17 protein-coding genes are annotated in these 23,332 nt (G+C 45.3%); 6 read left to right on the top strand and 11 right to left on the bottom strand.

The genetic code is table 11. The features are described from left to right. The 8 genes from HGD79_RS12600 to HGD79_RS12565 form a co-directional block, all read right to left on the bottom strand. Positions 1-4,287, bottom strand: coding sequence for a hypothetical protein (locus HGD79_RS12600; RefSeq protein WP_168848410.1), 4,287 nt, complete (start codon positions 4,285-4,287; stop codon positions 1-3). Next, positions 4,284-5,585: a hypothetical protein gene (locus HGD79_RS12595; protein ID WP_000450024.1), complete on the bottom strand. Its 1,302-nt coding sequence runs from the start codon at positions 5,583-5,585 to the stop codon at positions 4,284-4,286. The genes HGD79_RS12600 and HGD79_RS12595 overlap by 4 nt, the downstream gene beginning before the upstream one ends. A 2-nt stretch (positions 5,586-5,587) precedes the next feature. Further along, the gene (locus HGD79_RS12590; protein ID WP_000190890.1) at positions 5,588-7,063 is read right to left on the bottom strand and encodes a restriction endonuclease subunit S; all 1,476 of its coding nucleotides are present in this window, start codon (positions 7,061-7,063) and stop codon (positions 5,588-5,590) included. Continuing rightward, positions 7,063-9,210: an N-6 DNA methylase gene (locus tag HGD79_RS12585; protein ID WP_001040180.1), complete on the bottom strand. Its 2,148-nt coding sequence runs from the start codon at positions 9,208-9,210 to the stop codon at positions 7,063-7,065. Before HGD79_RS12585 ends, HGD79_RS12590 begins: the two co-directional genes overlap by 1 nt. A 50-nt stretch (positions 9,211-9,260) precedes the next feature. Then, positions 9,261-9,647 (bottom strand): hypothetical protein, encoded by a 387-nt coding sequence (locus HGD79_RS12580; protein WP_139496513.1) that lies wholly within the window; start codon positions 9,645-9,647, stop codon positions 9,261-9,263. Next, positions 9,644-10,987 carry an McrC family protein gene (locus HGD79_RS12575; protein ID WP_000504876.1) on the bottom strand — a complete coding sequence of 448 codons (1,344 nt, stop codon included), beginning with the start codon at positions 10,985-10,987 and terminating at the stop codon, positions 9,644-9,646. Before HGD79_RS12575 ends, HGD79_RS12580 begins: the two co-directional genes overlap by 4 nt. After that, positions 10,980-13,055, bottom strand: a complete 2,076-nt coding sequence (locus tag HGD79_RS12570; RefSeq protein ID WP_000177023.1) for an AAA family ATPase — start codon at positions 13,053-13,055, stop codon at positions 10,980-10,982. The genes HGD79_RS12575 and HGD79_RS12570 overlap by 8 nt, the downstream gene beginning before the upstream one ends. 169 nt (positions 13,056-13,224) lie before the next feature. Beyond that, entirely contained in the window at positions 13,225-14,097 is an 873-nt protein-coding gene (locus HGD79_RS12565; protein WP_000168569.1) for a phosphorothioated DNA-binding restriction endonuclease, read from the bottom strand. A gap of 136 nt (positions 14,098-14,233) precedes the next feature. Here HGD79_RS12565 and HGD79_RS12560 point away from each other — a divergent pair, with 136 nt between their 5' ends. Beyond that, on the top strand, positions 14,234-14,884 hold the full coding sequence (locus tag HGD79_RS12560; RefSeq protein ID WP_001037977.1) for an HNH endonuclease: 651 nt from the start codon (positions 14,234-14,236) through the stop codon (positions 14,882-14,884). A 7-nt stretch (positions 14,885-14,891) separates the two neighbouring features. On the opposite strand, the gene HGD79_RS12555 is transcribed toward HGD79_RS12560, so the two are convergent. The 3 genes from HGD79_RS12555 to nanC form a co-directional block, all read right to left on the bottom strand. Continuing rightward, the gene (locus tag HGD79_RS12555; protein WP_001585302.1) at positions 14,892-15,872 is read right to left on the bottom strand and encodes a sialate O-acetylesterase; all 981 of its coding nucleotides are present in this window, start codon (positions 15,870-15,872) and stop codon (positions 14,892-14,894) included. 64 nt (positions 15,873-15,936) lie between these two features. Beyond that, complete coding sequence (gene nanM, locus HGD79_RS12550; RefSeq protein WP_001298927.1) at positions 15,937-17,043, bottom strand: N-acetylneuraminate epimerase; 1,107 nt, start codon at positions 17,041-17,043, stop codon at positions 15,937-15,939. A gap of 19 nt (positions 17,044-17,062) precedes the next feature. Next, entirely contained in the window at positions 17,063-17,779 is a 717-nt protein-coding gene (gene nanC / locus HGD79_RS12545) for an N-acetylneuraminic acid outer membrane channel NanC (protein WP_001585304.1), read from the bottom strand. 1,454 nt (positions 17,780-19,233) lie between these two features. Here nanC and fimB point away from each other — a divergent pair. From fimB to fimC, 5 genes are all read left to right on the top strand, one after another. Next, complete coding sequence (fimB, locus tag HGD79_RS12540; protein ID WP_000790583.1) at positions 19,234-19,836, top strand: type 1 fimbria switch DNA invertase FimB; 603 nt, start codon at positions 19,234-19,236, stop codon at positions 19,834-19,836. A gap of 477 nt (positions 19,837-20,313) precedes the next feature. Further along, positions 20,314-20,910: a type 1 fimbria switch DNA invertase FimE gene (fimE, locus tag HGD79_RS12535; RefSeq protein ID WP_000044711.1), complete on the top strand. Its 597-nt coding sequence runs from the start codon at positions 20,314-20,316 to the stop codon at positions 20,908-20,910. A 479-nt stretch (positions 20,911-21,389) separates the two neighbouring features. Beyond that, a complete protein-coding gene (gene fimA / locus HGD79_RS12530; RefSeq protein ID WP_000695535.1) occupies positions 21,390-21,938 on the top strand; it encodes a type 1 fimbrial major subunit FimA in 549 nt (182 codons plus the stop codon). A 64-nt stretch (positions 21,939-22,002) separates the two neighbouring features. Further along, positions 22,003-22,542 (top strand): fimbrial protein, encoded by a 540-nt coding sequence (locus tag HGD79_RS12525; protein ID WP_000824092.1) that lies wholly within the window; start codon positions 22,003-22,005, stop codon positions 22,540-22,542. Positions 22,543-22,578: 36 nt separating this feature from the next. Then, complete coding sequence (fimC, locus tag HGD79_RS12520; RefSeq protein WP_168848409.1) at positions 22,579-23,304, top strand: type 1 fimbria chaperone FimC; 726 nt, start codon at positions 22,579-22,581, stop codon at positions 23,302-23,304. Positions 23,305-23,332 lie beyond the last annotated feature (28 nt).

Genomic DNA, 23,332 nt, shown 5'->3' with positions numbered 1-23,332 from the left:
CTACAAACCAGTGGCAAAGGTAAGGCGCATTTTTACAATGCCTTTGTCTACAAGTCCTTTCTGTTGCTCAGGTGTTAACACGGGTTCCTGATTTTGGCTCAAAGCCTTATAAATCGGTTGCCAATCCGCCAGTGTTAAGCCTGTATCATTTAATATTTGCTCACCTTGACTCTGCCATTTGGCCTGGGTGCTTTCACACACCTGTTGAAGTTCTCTGACACCCAAATTGCTCACATCCTCCAGAGTCAACGCTGCTGGTTCCGCTTGCTTTTGAGAAGCCAATAGCGGTTTTAATAACGGCAGCCAGCTGTTTACCTGTGCGATGGAGTTGCGTCTTACTTGGTTTAGACGCTCTTCAATTTTAAGTAGCTGGCCTTGAATCGGTGTAAGTTGACCGCGTGCCGGTTTTAAAAGCTCTTCTGGTAAATCCCGTAACGATGAAAACTGCCCATTGCGCAAACTGTTTTGCATACTTTGACGCTTGCTCTCTGCATCACTGGGGAGATCGGCAATAGCATCTTCAATGAGCTGTAATTTCATTACCAGTTTTGGTAGCTCTGCAATGTCATCGGCGAACTGATACTCAGCCGTGGCGCTACTAAGCCATTCTTGCAGTTGTTGTGCACGTAGTTTTTGCTCTGTGAGGTTATTAACCAGCTTACTAAATCGTTCTTTGCAGTTGCGGTAGCTGGACAAAATATGCCCCTGAATCTCCGCTATCGGCAACTGTTGATCATTGTGCAGGTTTAAACCCACTTCTTGCGCTAAGGCTGAAAGCTTGTCATGCGCTCTACCTAAATCGAGTTTACGCAGGTAATGCAGTAAGGTATCGCTATCTGCTTGCTGCTCTTTTCGGCCAGTGGCACTGCTGGTATCGTCTTTTAACGCTCCATCTAAAATATGACCTATGGTGCGCAGCGTGTTGGTGTACAGACGTTTCGGAAAATTCGTCAGCGGGGCACACTCTGTTTCAACATCTATGATTAAATCAACGAGTCGGTTGTTGATACGCTCAGCGCTGCACTCAACAAACTCGGCAAATAAACAGGCCTGTTCAATCCGTTGATAAAGCGAGGTCGTTTTGTCTTCTAAGCTGAGAATATGGGCATCTTTTAGCATAGGCCTGGAACTATTAAGCGGTTTAACCTTTGCTACCAGCTCCAGCACTTCAGCGCGTTTGTGGATAAGCCCTGCCAATACTTTCGTGTCGTTGGCCTCGACCATATCAGCCAGTTGTTCTTCTTGCTGTTTGAGCACGTTAAATAGCGATTGTGCTTTTTCCAGCTGCTCTTTAGCTTCCACGGTGACGAAACCCAGCTTATTTTTACCCAGAGGCGCGAACATTTCATTAATGCGTGCATAACCATACACGCGGCTCATGACTCCCACATTGGCTGCATAGCTGCCCATATCGTTACCGCGGAACCAGTTTTGCGCTTCTCTAATGGCATTTTCTAAGCGGGAGCGCGGGTAGTGCTCCCAAATTGCCTGTTTTTCTGTTGGATTGGTTAAAGTGAGTAAGTTCAGCTCTCCACACCACCACATCCAGTCATTAAACACGCCTTTGGCGGTAACACTCGTTTCAGCCACATAGGCGAAATAAAACTGTTGCTTAAACCCTTCGAATTGCCACTTATGCTTTTTATTAGGGTGAGCAATACGGGCTAAAAATAATGGGATCTGCGCCTGGCTTCGCTGCACATTATTAAGTTCAGTAAATAGCCCGGCATGTTCATCGGCCGTGTAGCCTTTGGCAATATAGCTGCCCGGCACCTTAAGTTTATCCAACAAGCTGCTCAGCTCATTCACTGGCACGCCGTGTTGCTGCTGTAAATCGAGAATGCCATTTAACTCAGGGTGAGCAATGGCCAGCTGATACCAGCCTTTAAACAACAGGTCTCGGTCATTCGATGATAATTTACCATCTACCTTTAACGGCCAGGCAATTAAACCGCGCTGCTGCAAACGCTGGCGCCACTTGTGAATGGCGTCCGTGGCAAAGGTTGTCAAGGCATGCAGCTTGTTTTTGAATTTCGCGGTAAAGCTGTCGGCAGTTAAATTCACGCCGTGCAACTGACATGCTGCCAAACTTAAGCCAATACGCTCTAACTGGTCTGCTTCGCTTGGGTTGACATAATGCAGCAGTATCGCATCACGCAACTCATTTCTTTCATCCAGTCGGCTGTATTGCTCCATGAGATGTGCAGAAGCAGTTAACGCTAATACTGGCGTGCGACCATTTTGGTGGCTGTGGTTTGCCGCAAAGGTGTGAAGATTGTTCAGCTCAATTAGGTTGCTGACCCAGGCAAACAAGGCTTTACCTTCTGGGTGAAGCTTAAATCCATCCAGGGTAAGTAAACCACCCTGGCGGCCACGGGGCTCGGTTAAAATGGCCAAAGGTGCATCGTCGCTGCCCGCTTTATTACTCAGCAAGTTTTCATCATAGGTCCAGTTGTTATCAAGTAATCTCACAAAGCCCGTTACACGGGCTAATGCCTTGATGAGCGGCTTCTGGCTACTTTGTTTGCTAAGTTCACTCATTGCCTGTTCATGAGCGTCGCCCATGGCGGGATCTTTAAAAATCAGTGAGTTTTGCTGGGCACTGCGATAGCGCAAATCCAGGCGCAGTAACATCGCCACACTGGGGCCAATATGCGTTGCTTCGCTGGCGTCCAGTTCGGTAGTTTCACCCACTAGCTTGTGCCATAAGGCATCGGCAGCGAATTCAATCGCTGGGTGGTCATACAGCAAGCTGAGTAAGTATTTAAACTCACCTTTTGACAGAGGTAGTAATACCGCGCCTTTATCGCCGCTTGCGGCTTGTTCTTTAATTGAAAAAGTACGCAGGTTATCCAGCAAAGTATCTAAGTTCAGCGCTTGATCTACTGCAGGGTAGTACCATTCATCTTTATCGCGGCGGAATTTGGCTTGCTCCAGGGCTTGTCGGCACTGTAGGCGGTCAATGCTCAGTTTGCGGTAATGAGCGGCTATGGGTTCCAGATCTTCGTTTTTCAGCGCCAGCAATTCTGTGGCATAGGCCATTTCAGCTAAGCGCACGGGTAATTGGCCGTAGAGCAAACTACGACATTCGGTCAATAGTGCCTGGTCGCGAGTTTGAATGCCTTCTATCGCGCCTTTATCCAGCACATGCCTGGCTACGCGGCCAGAGCCTGCCAGCACAGCTTCAAATAAATCGCCCACATCCTTGATACTGCGGCCTGCTTGTTGGTATTGGCTCAGCACTGCATCCACATTAGCCATGACCACGTTAAACCAACCGAAGTTGGCACCACTCATGGCGTATGCAGCTTCCACTAAACCAGCAGGGTAATTAAAACCCAGCTTGCCGTCTTTTAAGAGGCTTGCCACATAGTCTGATACATCGGCAAAGGCATTATGCTCAAGTTCCACTAACTCAAAGCGGCGTGCGACCGATTGAATTTCGCGCAATTGCTGGCCAAGCAGTGGTGAACACAGCGCTACATAGCGCAACCATGGAAGTTTACGGCGAGGGTCTTCCTCTTTAATTGCTTTACCAATCAGGCGAATGGCCTGGCCATCGAGGCGTTTATTTTGTTCATCTTCCAAGCCAAAGGTGGCGGCTTCTGCAACGGTTTCCAGCTCATCCAGCACCACCAACATATACTGCACGCCAAAGCTCTTTAATACTTTATAGGCGGCTTGCACCAAACTGACTACCAGCGTTTGGTCAGTATAGAGGTCTTCTTCGCTGTGGTTGGCGTTCAGCTGTAAGGCATCTGCTAACAGTTCAGATTTAAAGCCAAATGGCATTAAGCGTTCATAGGCTTGTTTGGCAATTTCACTTTGAATCGATCCATCAAAGGTTTGGGTGGCCAGTGGTAATAGCGCCTGATATAAACCAAAAGCAAACCAGTTATCCGAGTTTTGATAATCTGATGCCACTTGCGAGTAGCGAATGTAGAGCGCCAGGTATTTGTCTTGCGTGTCGCGATTAAACAGCTGCTTATCGTGCAGTTGGCCTTGTTCGTCGCGGACAAACCAGCCCCTTGAACAGTCGTTAATTTGTGCGACCAATTCATGGCCTAAACGTGATTTACCCCGACCCCATTCGGCTTCGACGGCAAACACATGGGCAAAGCGATCATCGTCGTGATCCACCGTATGCAAAAAGGTTTGAAAGCGTTTAAAAAAGCGGCTCTGGCCCACTAACGGGTCGCGAGGTGGATAATCTGATACGCCCGTCGCCGCCCAGCGATGTTGTTTTGCCAGGCTATCAACCATCTGTTCGTTTAATTCAAAACTCATAACGACGATCCTTGAAGGTTTATTCTATTGGCGGCGCGTTTTTTATTGGCATAGCAGTTTTGCGCCAGTTGCTTAATGGTCCGTTGTAACGTTTGGCTTTTGTAGCCAAATAGTGGTGCTAACGGCAGGCTATAACAGGCATCGCTGAAGCTTGTATGAATTCGATATTGGCCGGCCTCTCCACGACCCGCCTCGGTAAATTGCCAGATTTTTTTTGCCAACAATTCGGCAATGAATGAGCTCAGGACGCGGTTTAGGCGGTTGATGCTTTCCGTGTTCGCATCGAGTGCCGGGTAGAGGGGTATATTGAGCTCACCGAGCAGAAGCACAAGAAACTCGGCCAAACTACCCAGACTCACCTCATCACCTTCAATGCCCTGTACCGCCACATTTATTTGACCGGGGGCAAAGGCATTTTGCCCGGCAGGTAAGGTGAGCAACAAACCGCCACGTTGCTCGGCAGCCCAGGCATCTTGCACAAAGATAATTAGACTGAGTAAAAATAACCAGGGCTGTTGGGCGAATAGCTCGGTAAGCGGCATGTTGTCATGACCCGAGCGGGACACCAATAACCAATCGGCATTGGGTTTAAGGTTATGTTCATCAAGCAAGGTATTAGGGAGTGCTAACAACCGCCCACTACACCAGTTATTTGTCAGTTGTTTTGCGGTGACATCCACCGCTTGTATAGGTGCCGGTGGTTCATTTTGTTCGCTCACGGTAAACAAGGTATAGCTGGTGCGCAAAATACGACATAGCGCGGGAATGGCAGCATTGTCGTTTAGGCTATGACCGAGCAAATCGCGTTCGGTTTGTGCCAGAGGGCCGGCAATGATTTGCGGCGTGGTGGCAGTGCTTTCCAGCTGGGCTAAGACCCATTCACTGGCATTGCCCAGTTGCTGAATGAGTTTAACCAATACCATTGTGTCACTCATCGTGCCTGCTTCCTGGCAGCGAGCGGCGGCTAAATTGATCCAATGTTGGCGAACATCTGGGTTTAAGCCCAACAACGCTAATTGCCATTCACCTGACTGGCTTAAATCGTTAAAGGCATCAAGCAATGGTGCAGTGAGGCTAAAGGCGCTAACGATATCCGTTTCAGCGTCGTTCTTTTTCGGCTGTATTATTGGTTGTAGCAGTGACCTAAGGGCAGGCACAGCCGCCAATAACAATGCTGCTTTGTTGGCGTTCAAACCACCTTGTTGCCAAAGCTGCAGGCAGAGGTTAAGTGCCGCTTCGCTATTTACGGGGTCGTTATATTGCCTGGTTGTACTGCTGTCCGTGCCCCTTGTCTCCATCTTTACTCTTCAGCCTCCGCTTGCGCCGCCTCTTCCAGCAAACTGTATAACTCATCCACATCGCTAAATAGCGGTGTGGCACCTTCAATGGCATAACCCTCAGCGCTCAGTTTGCTTAAAATCGCTTGATCAAAGCTGCTGTCGCCATCTTCCAGGGCTTGTTGGGCCTGGATTAGTTGTTGCTCAGTCAGTTGGCCTTCGATTAATGACTCAACTAGAGTTTTGGCAGATGCTGTTAACTTTTTTGCATATGCTGCCGTAGTAACGGCTAGTCTCAGCTTACTTCCTATTTCTCTATTCTTCGCTATGTCAATCGGAATCAGAATATTTAACAGGTTTTCTGAAGTCACTTTTGGTACAACGCTGCCAGTAGTCACACCTTTCCAACACGGAAAGTGTTTATCCAGGAACCTACAAATAGACTCAATATCATATTCATCTTTTACCTTTAAAACCCAAACATGGTTGTTTGCCCAAAACTTTCCATCAGCTACATTTGCACAGCCAATAGAGCCATCTTGCGCAATAATCAGATATTTACCGTTGAAATTGAATTCGGTATGAGTATCTATTGGACCTGATGCGCCATAGTAAAAATATGGTCCGGGTACTCTGTCTTCCGATTTAATAGGGTCGCCACATTTGCATTTACTAATGAAATTAGATAGTTTTGATGAATTCCTAAAGGTCATTTGACTATCGGCCGCACGTGCAAACTCAGGAGCTAAAGACACTGCTGATAATACCTGTTGTTTCATTCTTCTAGGTTTCAATGTTAATGAATCAACAAGGTTGAAGTGAAATAAATCTTTAATTTTTCTATCAGCCATTCCTTCAAGTCGTTTCGCCCAAGCGCGTAACTGCTCGGCTTGGCGAACTTTATCCCCGATGTATTTTTGGGCTAGAGGTAAAACTTTAGGAACCGCTAGCGAGCGGACACTTGGGAAGTCAATTGCAGGGCGAGTTGCGCCATATGCTTCCTTCCAGATCGCTACTTGTCCGGTTTTGCTATTCAAATATGCCACCAAGAAATAGGCGTCAACTTTTTTGGGATCGGGCTTGAATCTGACTGAGTGCTGACTAATGTTGGCCGGTAGATGTTTAGCTGACACAACAGCCGATTTACCAAATTTTGCACCAGTAATCGTAAGTAAAACGTCGCCATCCACTAATCGGCTGCGCTTTAATTTTTCATCATCTTCATCGTTAATAAAAACAGCTTCTTCAGCTTGCAAGAACATTTCTTCAACTTCAGAAGTGCGATAAAACTTAACACGGCCTTTTTCTAAATAATTTGCTCCTAAAGGTGTTGCGCCACTAGCCACCCCGCGCTTTGAATCAATTACCGCTTCTAGGGGCAAAGCACCTAGGTTGTCTTTTATCTTATTAATTTGTCTTTCAAATCGCGGTTGATAGTGCCAAGGATCAATCCGCCTTTCAGACAATTGTTCGGGTGTTCTTTTAAAAATAGTTGCCATCACTCACCCCGCTTATAAGCCGATACAATCTTATCCAGATCGTTTGCGACACCGGCGTTATAGTCTTCGATATTGTTTTTCACCACATAACCCAATGTTTCAGCCACTGCCATAAACACGTCGGTTTGTGGCTCGGGCAAAAATTGCTCTGGCTGGTTGGGGTTAGCATGGCGTTTTTGTAAATACAAAATCGAGGTTTTGGCCCCCGTACCGGAGAGTTTAAAACAGTCGCTCGGCAATGAAATTACTGCTTTTACAATAGCTTTACCGCCAACAAACTCGCCGGTTTTTTCGTCTTTTTTCCCCATAATGTACTCACGGACATAACGGTCGCCGGAGTTACATAAAATACCATCAGGCAGCACTATTAACAGGCGGCCACCGGGTTTAAGCAGTTGCAGGCAGCGGTCGATAAAAAGTACTGCTGGGTCAATAGTGGCACCTACCGGTTGCCAGTTGCCCTTGCTATCGGGCTTGCTGCCCAGCGCGAGCCCTGCGGTTGTAGGCTGCAGGCTGTAAAACGGCTTTTTATCAGTCCCGCCCGTTCTGCGCAAATCGGTACGGTAGCCCGCCCATTTAGGCTCGCCGTTTTCATCCAGCTCTAAATCACCGATATCCTGCCACTTCATTTTCACGTGGTCATACCAGGCGTTGTAGCTATCAACGACTTTTTTGGTCGGACGAAAACCACCGAGCACTTGCTCCATATTGGCTTCGTAATTGGCTTTTGAGTTTTGACCATTTTTGCCTTTATCAAATTTAGGCGTACCGAACGGCGGGTTGGTGCAAATCAGGTCAAAGCTATTCGGCTTCAGAGCGTTAGTAGTGAGTGAGTTGTCGGTATAAAAAATCTGCGCTTTGGGGGCACCTTGCAATGCCATATTCACGCGGGCCAGCATTACCATGCGTGGTGCAGCATCGGCACCGGTAAATGCACAGTCGCGTAATTTTTGTTTCAATGATTCTTTTTTATCGTCGGCCAGCACCAGCTTAAAATCGATCCATTTATCAATCTGGCTTAACGCCACCGAGCCAAAACCAAAGGAGCCACAGGTGGGGTCGCAGAAACGAAAATCGCCATTGGCTAAGCGCGATCGCATTTCATCGTCATCGTCGATGTCGTGCATAGCAATTTCTAGCATGGCCTGTTTTACTGGGTTTGGTGTTAAATAAACGCCAAGGCCACCTTTGGATTCAAAGTTAGCGCGTAGGAATACATCAAACACTCTGCCTAGTAAATCTCCTGACACATCAGCCAACGTGCCGTGTTCTTTCGCGATTTTACCGTCGTTGGTTTTTACCGGACCCAGGTTTTGTATTGCTTCCAGCAAATCCTGATAGTTTTTCGCAACAGACAGTCGCAGGTGTGTTTCTTTACTAAAGATGGGGTTACGTGAGCCATCATCTGAGATCACAACGTAGTTTTCGTGGCTTTTAAATTCCTCAAAGGCGGCTTTGATTTGGGCAACGGCTTTATCGCCGTGGCTCTCCACATATTGCCAATCAAAGACATCACGAAAACGCAGGGTATTTCCCTCATCATCTTTAAAGGTAAGGTCTTCATCGTGATGCAGGCGGAAAGTTTCTAAAAACAGAAGCTTAGCTACTTCTTCAATAATGTCGTTCTTGTCGTTTACCTTGTCTTTGGTAACGCGATAAACATTTTCATGGAAGGCATCAAATCGCTGCATTAAGCGTGTATAAACACGCATCGACCAGCGAAAGGTTGGATCACGCTCCATGCGATCAAAGCTACGTAATTCTTCCAGACCAGGCAGGGTATCTGCACCGTGGGTACCGTCAGATCCATCGGCACCGAACAAGGCCAAAATACGTTGGTTCAAGCCATCGTCCACAACGGCATATACTGGCCAGTCACCTTCGATATCACTTAACAGCTGATAGGCTAAATCATCAAACTTTGCAGTGTCAGCGGCGTATTCCCAATGGCCTTCTGTCAGCGCAATCAACATGACTGGTGGCGTTAAGTTGCCTTCAACCAGGCCTTGAATGAGACCAGCCTTGGCGAATTCATGCTCGGGTAATTCGACCAATGGCTGAGTAAACTCGGAGTGCTGTTTGACCAGTTTATTGAACAGTGCTTCTAGCTGCTGTTGCGGGTCTTGTTTTTTTGCTTCTTTTGCCATGATGTTTTCTAAAATCCTTTAATACAGCCAATGGTTACTACAAATGCCGGCTAATTTATCAGTACCAGCAAGGGGCCTTTAATCTCTATCTGCGCGTGCTTCTGTGCCAGTTTGCGTATCTGCTGTTCACTGGTCGTAATACCAGCAGGGAGCTTTTTCAGTACTTGTGCAAGGGGCATGCGCCCACCAGCTTGATGCAACAATGATACCAAATGTGCCGCGATATCAGGTATAACCTGGTACGTTGCCGTTGTGGGCCCTTTTAGATGATTACTTTGAGGCAATGAGGCAAGCCATAGCGAAACTTGAGACTGGCTAAAGCCAAGTGTTTGCCAGAGGGTTTGGTTCTCATTAAATACAACGGCGGCGCTTCTGGGAGTTGCTGTTTGCTGAGTTATTAGTTGTTCCAGGCTTTGTCGCAGGTATTCATGGGTCATCTCATGCCTCCACTATAGGATACTGAAGCAGCCATCCGATCCAGTTTGGGGCTCATTGTACAGGACACGTCATTCGGCCACATCATCCTCTCACCGCGTTTTGCCATTATCCGGTATGGCACAACCCATAATTTTAAAGTCTCCGAGAAAGCAAAATGCTGCGCTATAGGTTGGCTAAAGTCATCATGCGCAGGGTAAATCAGATACATTTCGCCATTCCCACCAAGATATTTTTGTCCGTAGGCAAACATTTGATAGAAGTCAGCTTGTGCCAGTCCATAGAGTGATTTTGTCTGCTGGCTGCTATTCACCAGCTTCCATTTTGTATCCATCACCATTTCGGTTTGAACTGGTTTGTGTGATTGAATCAGCAAGTCGGGGCGAAGCTTAAAGCAATCTTTAAGTCCATGCTTTACCAAAGAATAAGTTGCTGCTTGAGGTAAAACTTTGAGGTGAGGTGGTAACTCGTCGGGTAGGGTCTGTGCCACAAAGGATTCAAATACCGCTTCCATAGGGAACAAAAGTGATATCGCTTTGGTGTTTCCCTGCAAAGCACTCGGGCTCATTCCCCTCAGGATCAATTGCGCCCATGCCATTGGCTCGTTGTAATGAGCCATACCACGCTCGAGGCGTAAGTTGTTTATATCACGTTCAATATCCCGGCTAAGTGGAATACCGTCAAACGCAAAGCGCAGTTCGTAAAGCCAGCGTTGATTCTCTGATGACAGCTTTAGACTAAGAAGCTTATCTAGCGCGGAGTGTAAGAGCCGATTGGCTGCACAATCAGGCATGTAGTCATCATAATCGACAAAAAACTTATGGCGATTCAGCGCGTTATGTCGCAGCTGTGCAGAAAGCATCAGCTTGCCCTTCATAAAAGCCAGATTACCTTGCTTGCTCACATAGTCGGAGCGTAAACCCTGTTTAAGCAATTGGCTGACGCTATGCAAAAACTGGTTAATAAAAATCTCAAGCAAAGGCATACGCTGAGCCTGAAGAGTGGCTTGCTGGGTTTGAATATGTCGAAACCCAGGCAGATGGCTTAGCATCGTCAGCAATGTTTGACGTGCATTAGCCGCTGTGAGGTTTTTACCAACCTTGGGCAGTATCTCAAGCTGGAAACCGTGAGGTGTTGAAAGCATCCCTGCGTAGTTTTGAACCTGAAGCAATTTGAAGCCTGAGCGAGAGGTGAGTTTGAGGAACTGGCTCCCTTGATTACTTGCCAGGCTAAGCGCTTCTAAATAATTAAAGACCTGTGGAGGCACCGGTTTTGCGCCAACTGAAGCCGCTTTTCCACTCCCCAAGAGGTCATATTCAAAAACGGAGATAACTTCACCCATGATTTACTGCCTGCTCATCAAGGGGAGTCTGTTGGGGCTGATAAATTGAACGATAAGCCTGTGGAATATTCCAGATCTCTTGATCGAAATCTTTGAGCTCATAAGCTGTTGATTGCTGATCATGGCGTCGTAAACCATGGTTGTTACCAAAAAGCGTATCGAGATCGTCGGTTTTCTCAATCACGAATTGCAGGTTGTCGTCTTGCTTTTGATTGTCTGCCAGCACCAACCGGATCTTGTTCCAGTCATCGAAAAAGTATTCCTGTAAAAGCGGAATGATCTTTTTCTGGAATGCGATCTTCAATTGTTTAAACGCAGCTTCTTCATCACCGGCATCGAGTGCATTTTTTACCGGCATAAAGAACGCATGCCCCAGCGTATGTTCACGATCGTAAAGAGCCTCGATGCGGCTATTGAGTTTCTCTAACAACGACTCGAGCTCTATGCCTTTCACCTTAGCTTCACTCAGTAAAGAGAGATCAGGCATCATTTCGACAAAGTCAAAGCGACGGCGCAAAGCCGTGTCCATCAGAGCTAAAGAACGGTCCGCTGTATTCATGGCTCCGATGATATCGACATTGCCGGGTACGCTGAAGTGATCACCGCTATAAGCCAGTTGCAGGCTCATCGCATTGGGCATGCCTGCACGCTTGTCTACTTCAATGAGTGAGATTAGTTCACCAAAGATCTTGGATATGTTACCGCGATTGATCTCATCAATGAAAATGGCGTAGCGATGTCCTGGATCGGCATTCGCACGTTGGCAAAGGCGCATAAAGATACCCGGCTCAATGGGATAAGAGATATTGCCACTCTCGTCAGAGCGAGCGCGTATACCTTCAATAAATTCTTCATAGCCGTAAGATTGGTGGAACGTAACCACCGCAAAACGCTGGATGGCTTCGGCAGATTTAGGGCCACGTTTAAGTTCGGCGTAGAGCTCTACCAAATCCTCCACTTGCTCGAGCTGTGAATCAACTAGAAACCATTCGCTGTTATCTGTTTTGTTAAATACGGCAGGCTCACGCCGATTCTTATAATCAACGGTTAACGACTCGGGAACTGTATAGGATTGCAAAGCTGCCCAGGCAGTATTCGATAGATTGCCATTACGACCGTTTAATAATGCCTTACGTTGAAACCACATATGTTCAATAATTTGGCGAACTTTCGCTCGTTTCCCAAGATCGAGCAGCACCAGCGTTATAACCTGCATCCAGTTCAACGATTCAAGGCGAGAATCCAGCCAGGCATCACGATCAGCGGGAACAGCATGAGAAGTGTACTCTTTCATTTTTTGCTGCAACCTGAAGGTCTTGCCAGTGCCAGGGGGGCCAAAGAAGATCACGTTAGTTGGTGAATGTAGGATGATCTTGTTCTCGATGGGCTCACTGCGGGTTATGGATGTAGTGCTAGCTACTTTCTCCTGCTTTTGTTCATTATCGCGTTCACGGAGCAATTCATAGAGATGCCAGATGGCCATATTCACATAATAAGGATCTGTATCAGGAGATTGGGCGTGTATGGCTTGTTTCAATTCATAGTTTTTCTGTAACCAATTTCCGGTCAGTACCAAACCGAGATGGAAGTGCTGATTTAAGAATTCTGCTGCTTTATTAAAAGCATTCTCATCCACAGTACTGGTGTAGTTTTCTGGCGAGAACGCGGCAAAGACGCGATTTCTCAAACTCCAATACATACGCTTGAGAAGTCCGTTTTCTTTAGCTTGTTGAAGTGCATTGCCAACATATTGGTAAGTTTCTTCATCCGGCTGTTGCCGAATTCGTTCAGTTAGTTCTCTAAGCAGTGGCAGGCTTTGCTGATATTCTGCTAAGGATGGAACGCCCTGGCGAATACTTGCAATGCCGTTGTCACGCTCATACCAAAGCTGTTTGACCAGACCATCTGTTGCAGGCTCAGCAAAAGTTGAGGTTTGCTGTAGCAAAGTCGTAAATGCACGGTATCGCTGATACCATCTGGAAGCTGTGTAATTTTTATCTTTCGCCAGGGCATCAATCAATTCACTAATCGTTAGCCTACCTGCTTCGACACTATCTACAAGAGTCATCGTGACTTTTCCTCTGTTGTGACATTACTTATTTTTTAATTAATATGAGGTATTCTAACTATATTGAGTTAATCGTTGTGACAAGTGCCTGTTATATATACAACTATCTGTTAACTCAGCTCTAATTTAAATACAATGTAAGGTTGTAGGGTGAATGCTGTTATCAACCTCACCCCCTAAAAACCTCTTTCCGATGCCACTCCACAAACCCCTCATAAGGGTAATTTCTACGCACCTGCGGCAACGCAATAGTTTTCCCGTCAAAATCCCAGAATAATCTCTCAACGATCCCTCCGCCGTTAACCGCATCCGAGACCAGTACCCGCATATTTTCATCCAGGCCAATCGATCCTTTATCAAAGGCTTTATGGTGAATTGCGCAAAGCGCCAGGCCATTAGGAATTTCACAAGGACCTCCTTGCTGTTTCCATTTTATATGCGCCGCTTCCAACGCTACGGTGGTGTCGTCGTGGCGCATATTAAAGCCACATATCGCGCACTGGTAGTTATAAGCGCGTAATACATTTTTGCGAAATAAAGGGTCGCGCTGTTTACGGATTTGCTGGAGATCAAAACCCAGCTCGTCAGCGATTTCTTCCTGAATACTCTCGGTGAAGTGCGCTTCGAGTATCTGTTGCGCCAGAGTATTGATGAGTTTTTTATTGCCGGTTACCAGGGCGTAGTGCTGTTCATCGAAACCGCCTGCAACGTGGTATTCGTTCAGTTCCTTCACTGGCGGTTGTCGGCTGCTCCCTGCTGTTGAGCAAAGCTCGGCATTGTGTAATTGCCAGAATCCGTCGCCTTGTAATCGCCAGAACGGCATATCAGGTCGGTACTGTGAACGCTGTGGCCCAAAACGTTCCAGTAAACTGTGCAGAGGTTCGTAGATTTCCGATCCATAATCGAAAAGGCGTGGATGTCCATTCAGGTATCCCGCTAATACGTATAGCAATAACAATGGCTTATGCGGCGCGCGCTGTTCACCCTTGTGCCAGATTTTTATGTTGGCAATTGCCTGCTGTAGCGATTTACTGGAAGCCATTGATATCCCTGGCAGTGAAATAATTGCGATCATGCTCGCAAATTTTCTGCTGTTCAAGCCTGCAAGTGAAGATATATTACCTTGATCTCATTTGTTTTTTTGCTGCTTGTTCTGAGAACGTATAAGGACATTCTCCATGAATAAACTCCCCGATCATCTTCCTCGGCGGTATATCATCAAAGCTATTCATTTATGGGATGCGGGAGAAACTCATCAGTTCCAGCCTGCACGGTTGTATGAGATTGAATATCATGGCCGACGTTACCCCTCGAAGGCGATTGCTGGCATCGCAGCGACATTGATGACGGGGACGCAATTTACCCCTGCGGATTTCACCGGCGGAATAAAATCTAAATGCGTCAAGCTACTTATAGATCAGGGATTTCATATTCATCAGGATAAAGCCGCTGCGGCTCCCATAGCCGATGTTCTGTTCCCGGATGAGTTGCCGTCGCAGGGGACCTACGTTGAAGGTGCGGCGATAAAGGTGACGGTAAACCGCTATGAACGAGATAAAAAAGCTCGCGAGAAAGCAGTCGAACATCACGGATGCCAGTGCAACGTATGCGGCGTTGATCTGGTGAAGATCTATGGCGATATCGCTGAGGGTTTTATCCATATGCATCACCTGGTGCCGCTTTCAGCCATTAAAGAGGATTACCAGCTGGATCCAGTTAATGATTTACTTCCTGTGTGCCCTAATTGCCATGCGATGTTGCACCGACGCAAACCACCGTTTACGCCGGAGGAGTTAAAAGCGCTGATGGATGCGAATAAATCAAATTAATGAACGCTCACCTTTCGCGCCAAAACTGCAAAATTGCTTCTACAAACCTGTCAGAAATAATCCCCCGACGGGCTGCCGTGCTGAAATGACTGCTTCGCAGTGCCGTCGTCCAGTTCTCCGGTGACCGGTACGCTGAACCGTAATATCCCGTGCTTAAATCGTCCGGGTCTTCATCAGGCGCGTTCGTCAGTCCTCTTTCACCTTGTTGCTGGAAGTCGACGAAAATAATATTGGCTAAAACATTATTTTGATAATTGCCATAAATAACTTCATACGCATGAGGGAAATTTTCTTTCCAGTACCAGGTGGTATCGCCGCAAAACCATGGTGCGTCAGTAATATTATTAAGCTGAGAATGGTATTGTTTTAGATCCCTACGAAAGGCTTCGACCATATGATTAAAGTGTTGAGGGTGTGACGCGTAGTCACTGGTCATTAAGTCAAATTCGCCTTGCATCCAGCATACGCCGAGGAATTTGTTCTGCGGATTTTTTGCCAGTGCGGCTCGCGTTCTGCTGACTAAATCCTGGTACAGCGGAGTATCCGTTCCCCAACGACAAGCATCATGGCTGGCTCCGTGCCGTTCTGAATATGTCCCTTCGCTGCCCGCGGTAAAAGCCGATCCGCCACGGCAACATGGAACGATGAGAACCCCTGCATTATCAGGAATAAAGGGTAGTAATTTCCGTGCAATATGCAGTGCCTGGCCAACGGTGCCGTACTGTGTTTGATGATTCGTTGCCAGAGGATGGTGATAACCCTGCATATCCTGAACATCGTGTGGGCAGTGAGTCAGTGGAATAATGTCGTTAAAGTGACATGACGGGCCTCCGGGATGCGTATGCGCAAATCTCGCTAATTGTTTAATTCTGGGATGAGGCGCATCTTCCCTGTCCGGTAATGGCAGTCCTTCGCCATACGCCATGGCATTAGACTGACCAGCAACGGTAAGAACATAGTAATAATCGGGCGATATTATTGCGTTCATATAAATTTCGCGTAATTGAAATGACAAATTGATAGCAGGGCCCCTTTACCGGGGCCCTGAAGCGTTAATTTTGTACTGTGACTTTATTATCCTTCACAGAGATCAAAACTGAATCCGTCACCGCTTTGCCGCCTGCAGTTTCACCGCCAATAATCAATAGACTATTATTCCAGGGCAATGATACTCCGTAGGCCCGACCTTGCGATAATTCACCCGATTTATCCCATTTCCCGTTATGCCAAAGATGAATATCAGTGCTATATGATTTTTTTAGGCCTTCATGCGCATAGTTCTTACCGTTCTGGTAATTTTCTCGTGAACCTTTGAATCCGGCCCCTCCGGCAAATATAAGAGAATCATTGCTTATCCCCGCAAAACCGCCAGCGACGCCATCTGGTGATGAGACGGGAGCAAGCTTATTCCATTTTAAATTATTACCGGTGAAATCAAGTTCAAATACGGCATCCGTTCGCAATCCTGGTTTGGCTTCGCCATTAATAAGCCAGGTTTTATCACCTTTATTCACAAGCGCCGCACCAGCCGTTCCGTACCAGGGAGATTCGCCAGCGTAACTCCATTGCTGTGTTGAGGGATCAAAAGACAACAGAAACTTATTGAAGAAATAATCTTCTGCTTTTTTGTCAAAATAATGGGCATTGATCTTGTCTATAGTTGCTGAATCTTTTCCAGCCTCGTTGAGATCTTCAAAATAGCCATTGAATATATTCTGGTTAACACCGCCAGTAACATAAGCCTTGCCGTTGTGTACAAAAGTCACATGACCCGCCATGCCCATCGGTGCATGCGACATCAATTTAACCCAACTATTGGTTTTGGGGTTGTATTTGTGTACGTCATTAAATACCTGAGTCAAGCCCTTGCTATTTTTGCCAATGCCGCCAAACACATACAGATTGCCATCAATAAATGCCGAGGTTGCTTGATCTCTTGGTCCACCAGGGAATGCAGCTAACGCTGTCCATTTTTTATCTTTGGCCTGTGTATCCAGCTTGTACCATGCCGTACCTGCGCTACCTAAACCAATGTAGACAGTGTCGTTATCAATTGCTCCGGTACCACTTTTAAATGGCACAGGAGTTTCAGGTAATACAGACGCGTTTGCGGCAAATGAAGCCATCATGATAGCAAGCGCCGTTATTGTTTTATTCATTGTGACTGTCTCCTGTCTACTACAGTTTAAATGACACACCAATGCGATAACTGTTTTCCGATAAATTATCTCTGCCGTTGTAAACACCCTGACGGTCAAGGTAGTCATATTCTATGTATGGCGTAATATCGGGCGTCATATGGTATTGTAGAACAAATGCATTTTCCGTCGCCCATTTCTTATGGTTTGCATAGCGATAATCGTTCTGTTTGCTGTATAGCGTCGTTTGCCATGCGAAGGTGAAATCACTATTAATATGGTAAGTGACATATCCATCCCAACGATGAACGTTATCACGAGACATATCACCGGATAAGTCTTGTTGTCGGTAAGCTTTCCAGTCGTAACGATAGCGAATGCCAAAATTAAGATCTTTTGTCGCGTCCCAGGACAGTTTTACGTAGGGTCCGTAGCGTGTGCCGTTGCTGCTAAAATGTGTTAACATTCCCGGGCGCATCGTCCATTGATCATCAAGTTTAATTGCGTAATTAACTTCAACCTGAACATCATTGAGTGCGGCATTTTCCTTTTTATTATCATGAATGGTATTCCAGGTATTACTTTCCATGCTTGCCCACCATCCATTTTGCCATCCCTCACTGACTTTGAGTCGAGTCTCATAGGCGTGGCTTCCACTACGATATCCACCACGTACGTCCAGTGTCGCAGCCTGAGAAATTAATGGTGACGAAAAGCACAGTAATAATACGCCAGAAAGTATTTTAGCCTTTTTCATAAATTTCACTCATTTGTAGGATACAGAAAGCAATACAAAGCCCGCATAAACAATTAGCATTTATGTTGTGTAATATTTTTTTTGCCAGGCTTATAGTGTCTTTGGCAACCGGTAGCTGTATTTTATATTTTTTTGTATAAGGTCTCCTGTGAAAAATCTCTTTTCACATTATTTAAATAAACAGAGAGCCAGATTAAATACCTGAGTATAAAATCTCTTCTGATGTTTAATTGATTTGAATGTTCGTAAGCTATAACGCTTACTCAATCCATTTTACCCAGAGTCAAAAAATAGAGTGTCTGTTGATCTCATTTTCATATTCCTTTCAGACTGAAGTGCGTTTTCATCACCCGATGAGAAAGAACTGAAGTGATGTTTGCCATAGATTGCGAGATGCCCTGTCTCATTGATTATCTTGGTGCACCTTTATACCTGTTATACCAGATCAAAAATCACGCAATCCATACAACAAAACCAGATTTGCAATTCGTGTCACAAAATATGTCGATCTTTTTTAAGAGGCAGATGCCATGTGAAGCCAGACGAACACTTGCGGTGGTCTTCAAAAACTAAAGATCTTCTTTTAACTATCTGTTTTATAAATAGTTTATTTAGAATCTAAACAAAGAAAGCTTTGCAAGCTAACTCAGTGAGCTTGGTGAAAATAAGGGTTTACCCGCCATCAGGCTGAGCATAATTCTCATCATGAAATATGTTTCTTGGTTTGTGGCTTGTAACTGGTCACTCCTGATGTCGATCTGGAGAGGCTTGTTGATGTTGGTGTTTTCAGGATGATGTTTCACTTAGTTTGTTTGCCGTATCGCCCGGCGAATAGCTGTGATTGAGGAAGGTTTAAGTCGTAGTGACCAAAGCCATAGTTACCAACGGATGTAGATGAAAAAGCGTCGCCTGCGTTCCCCCATATCTCCAGGATAAAAAGGAATGTAACAATCTCATGGCCTAAACTGACGAACCAGCCAGGAATAATCGCTAGGGACCTAAGAATTAGCTTGATAATAGCCACTAAGAAATTACTGAGCTCCATGAAATAGCCATTTTGTGGCAAATGGAGTTGACTAATAATGTCATATGTGAGACGGCTAGTTGAACGAATATTAAATTTTGCTGAATTTTTTATGTTGATTTTACTTGTTACAGAACATATCACATGATATATAGATAAGATTAGTTGCATTAATGATGAGGGTTATTATTAGATTCGTATCCGATTGATAAATATATAAAGGTACATAGCATGCAAGAGCATGGCGTTTGTATGGCAACGTTATTATAATTAACTGTTGCTACTCTATTTAAGTTCACTCAGAAGAACTGGTCCACTTACGTTAGTTATTAAGCAAACGTTCGCTTTTATAAACATAATCAGGATTAAAATGTTGGATTATTGCTAACCCAGCACAGCTAGTGCGCGTCTGTAATTATAAGGGAAAACGATGAAGAATAAGGCTGATAACAAAAAAAGGAACTTCCTGACCCATAGTGAAATCGAATCACTCCTTAAAGCAGCAAATACCGGGCCTCATGCAGCACGTAATTATTGTCTGACTTTGCTTTGTTTTATTCATGGTTTCCGGGCGAGTGAAATTTGTCGATTGAGGATTTCGGATATTGATCTTAAGGCAAAGTGTATATATATCCATCGATTAAAAAAAGGCTTTTCAACAACGCACCCGCTATTGAACAAAGAAGTTCAGGCTCTAAAAAACTGGTTGAGTATCCGTACTTCGTACCCGCATGCTGAGAGCGAGTGGGTATTTTTATCGCGTAAGGGGAATCCGCTTTCTCGGCAACAGTTTTACCATATTATCTCGACTTCCGGTGGTAATGCCGGGTTGTCACTGGAGATTCATCCGCACATGTTACGCCATTCGTGTGGTTTTGCTTTGGCGAATATGGGAATAGATACGCGACTTATCCAGGATTATCTTGGGCATCGCAATATTCGTCATACTGTCTGGTATACCGCCAGCAATGCAGGGCGTTTTTACGGCATCTGGGATAGAGCAAGAGGACGACAGCGTCACGCTGTTTTATAGAGATAGTTGAGATACCAGGGATGGTGTTAAAAACTACATTATTCTTACGATATATCAAAAATGATTAACCATTTATTAATTGATGTTATTGTAAGTGTGATTCTTAATTATCATAATAAACATTAAGTTAACCATATCCATACAAAATACAATGGTTTATGTTCTTCAAAATAAATAAACAAAATCATTCATAAATTTACACATCACTTAAATTCTCCTGTTTCCGCACTTTTTTCTTTATTTTTTAAGCAACTGGAAGTTAATCCACTGCAATCTATTGTTATATTGAATCAAATCAATGAAAATAGATGTTGTCACATCAGTGATATTTTATTTTTGTATGATATTTAATGTAATTGACTGATAGCCACATCACTTCGTGTGTGGTTATCTTTTTATCTATTGGGCTAATTTTGACCGATTGAGGTTTCCTATAGGTATTCATTCAAATATATCTCAGTTAGGAGCACTACTATTGTGAGTAAACGTCGTTATCTTACCGGTAAAGAAGTTCAGGCCATGATGCAGGCGGTTTGTTACGGGGCAACGGGAGCCAGAGATTATTGTCTTATTCTGTTGGCATATCGGCATGGGATGCGTATTAGTGAACTGCTTGATCTGCATTATCAGGATCTTGACCTTAATGAAGGTCGAATAAATATTCGCCGACTGAAGAACGGATTTTCTACCGTTCACCCGTTACGTTTTGATGAGCGTGAAGCCGTGGAACGCTGGACCCAGGAACGTGCTAACTGGAAAGGCGCTGACCGGACCGACGCTATATTTATTTCTCGCCGCGGGAGTCGGCTTTCTCGCCAGCAGGCCTATCGCATTATTCGCGATGCCGGTATTGAAGCTGGAACCGTAACGCAGACTCATCCTCATATGTTAAGGCATGCTTGTGGTTATGAACTGGCGGAGCGTGGTGCCGATACCCGTTTAATTCAGGATTATCTCGGGCATCGAAATATTCGCCATACTGTACGTTATACCGCCAGTAATGCTGCTCGTTTTGCCGGACTATGGGAAAGAAATAATCTCATAAACGAAAAATTAAAAAGAGAAGAGGTTTGATTTAACTTATTGATAATAAAGTTAAAAAACAAATAAATACAAGACAATTGGGGCCAAACTGTCCATATCATAAATAAGTTACGTATTTTTTCTCAAGCATAAAAATATTAAAAAACGACAAAAAGCATCTAACTGTTTGATATGTAAATTATTTCTCTTGTAAATTAATTTCACATCACCTCCGCTATATGTAAAGCTAACGTTTCTGTGGCTCGACGCATCTTCCTCATTCTTCTCTCCAAAAACCACCTCATGCAATATAAAAATCTATAAATAAAGATAACAATAGAATATTAAGCCAACAAATAAACTGAAAAAGTTTGTGCGCGATGCTTTCCTCTATGAGTCAAAATGGCCCCAAATGTTTCATCTTTTGGGGGAAAACTGTGCAGTGTTGGCAGTCAAACTCGTTGACAAAACAAAGTGTACAGAACGACTGCCCATGTCGATTTAGAAATAGTTTTTTAAAGGAAAGCAGCATGAAAATTAAAACTCTGGCAATCGTTGTTCTGTCGGCTCTGTCCCTCAGTTCCGCAGCGGCTCTGGCCGATACTACGACGGTAAATGGTGGGACCGTTCACTTTAAAGGGGAAGTTGTTAATGCCGCTTGCGCAGTTGATGCAGGCTCTGTTGATCAAACCGTTCAGTTAGGACAGGTTCGTACCGCATCGCTGGCACAAGAAGGAGCAACCAGTTCTGCTGTCGGTTTTAACATTCAACTGAACGATTGTGACACTACTGTTGCAGACAAAGCAGCTATTGCCTTCCTTGGTACCGCAATTGATGGCACTCATCCTAACGTATTAGCTTTGCAGAGTTCAGCTGCGGGTAGCGCAACAAAAGTTGGTGTGCAGATCCTGGACAGAACGGGCGCTGCGCTGGCGCTGGACGGTGCGACATTTAGTGCACAAACAACCCTGAATAACGGAACCAACACCATTCCGTTCCAGGCGCGTTATTTTGCAACCGGTGCCGCAACCCCTGGCGCAGCTAATGCGGATGCGACCTTCAAGGTTCAGTATCAATAACCTACCCAGGTTCAGGGACGTCATTACGGGCAGGGATGCCCACCCTTGTGCGATAAAAATAACGATGAAAAGGAAGAGATTATTTCTATTAGCGTCGTTGCTGCCAATGTTTGCTCTGGCCGGAAATAAATGGAATACCACGCTGCCCGGCGGAAATATGAAATTTCAGGGCGTCATTATTGCGGAAACTTGCCGGATTGAAGCCGGTGATAAACAAATGACGGTCAATATGGGGCAAATCAGCAGTAACCGGTTTCATGCGGTAGGGGAAGATAGCGCACCGGTGCCTTTTGTTATTCATTTACGGGAATGTAGCACGGTGGTGAGTGAACGTGTAGGTGTGGCGTTTCACGGTGTCGCGGATGGTAAAAATCCGGATGTGCTTTCCGTGGGAGAGGGGCCAGGGATAGCCACCAATATTGGCGTAGCGTTGTTTGATGATGAAGGAAACCTCGTACCGATTAATCGTCCTCCAGCAAACTGGAAACGGCTTTACTCAGGCTCTACTTCGCTACATTTCATCGCCAAATATCGTGCTACCGGGCGTCGGGTTACTGGCGGCATCGCCAATGCCCAGGCCTGGTTCTCTTTAACCTATCAGTAATTGTTCAGCAGATAATGTGATAACAGGAACAGGACAGTGAGTAATAAAAACGTCAATGTAAGGAAATCGCAGGAAATAACATTCTGCTTGCTGGCAGGTATCCTGATGTTCATGGCAATGATGGTTGCCGGACGCGCTGAAGCAGGAGTGGCCTTAGGTGCGACTCGCGTAATTTATCCGGCAGGGCAAAAACAAGTGCAACTTGCCGTGACAAATAATGATGAAAATAGTACCTATTTAATTCAATCATGGGTGGAAAATGCCGATGGTGTAAAGGATGGTCGTTTTATCGTGACGCCTCCTCTGTTTGCGATGAAGGGAAAAAAAGAGAATACCTTACGTATTCTTGATGCAACAAATAACCAATTGCCACAGGATCGGGAAAGTTTATTCTGGATGAATGTTAAAGCGATTCCGTCAATGGATAAATCAAAATTGACTGAGAATACGCTACAGCTCGCAATTATCAGCCGCATTAAACTGTACTATCGCCCGGCTAAATTAGCGTTGCCACCCGATCAGGCCGCAGAAAAATTAAGATTTTGTCGTAGCGCGAATTCTCTGACGCTGATTAACCCGACACCCTATTACCTGACGGTAACAGAGTTGAATGCCGGAGCCCGGGTTCTTGAAAATGCCTTGGTGCCTCCAATGGGCGAAAGCACGGTTAAATTGCCTTCTGATGCGGGAAGCAATATTACTTACCGAACAATAAATGATTATGGCGCACTTACCCCCAAAATGACGGGCGTAATGGAATAACGCAGGGGGAATTTTTCGCCTGAATAAA

Source organism: Escherichia sp. SCLE84 (genome assembly GCF_012584495.1).
Lineage (GTDB): Bacteria > Pseudomonadota > Gammaproteobacteria > Enterobacterales > Enterobacteriaceae > ECMA0423.
The sequence above is the reverse complement of the archived record's forward strand: the minus strand, read 5'-3'. Positions and strand labels throughout refer to the sequence as shown.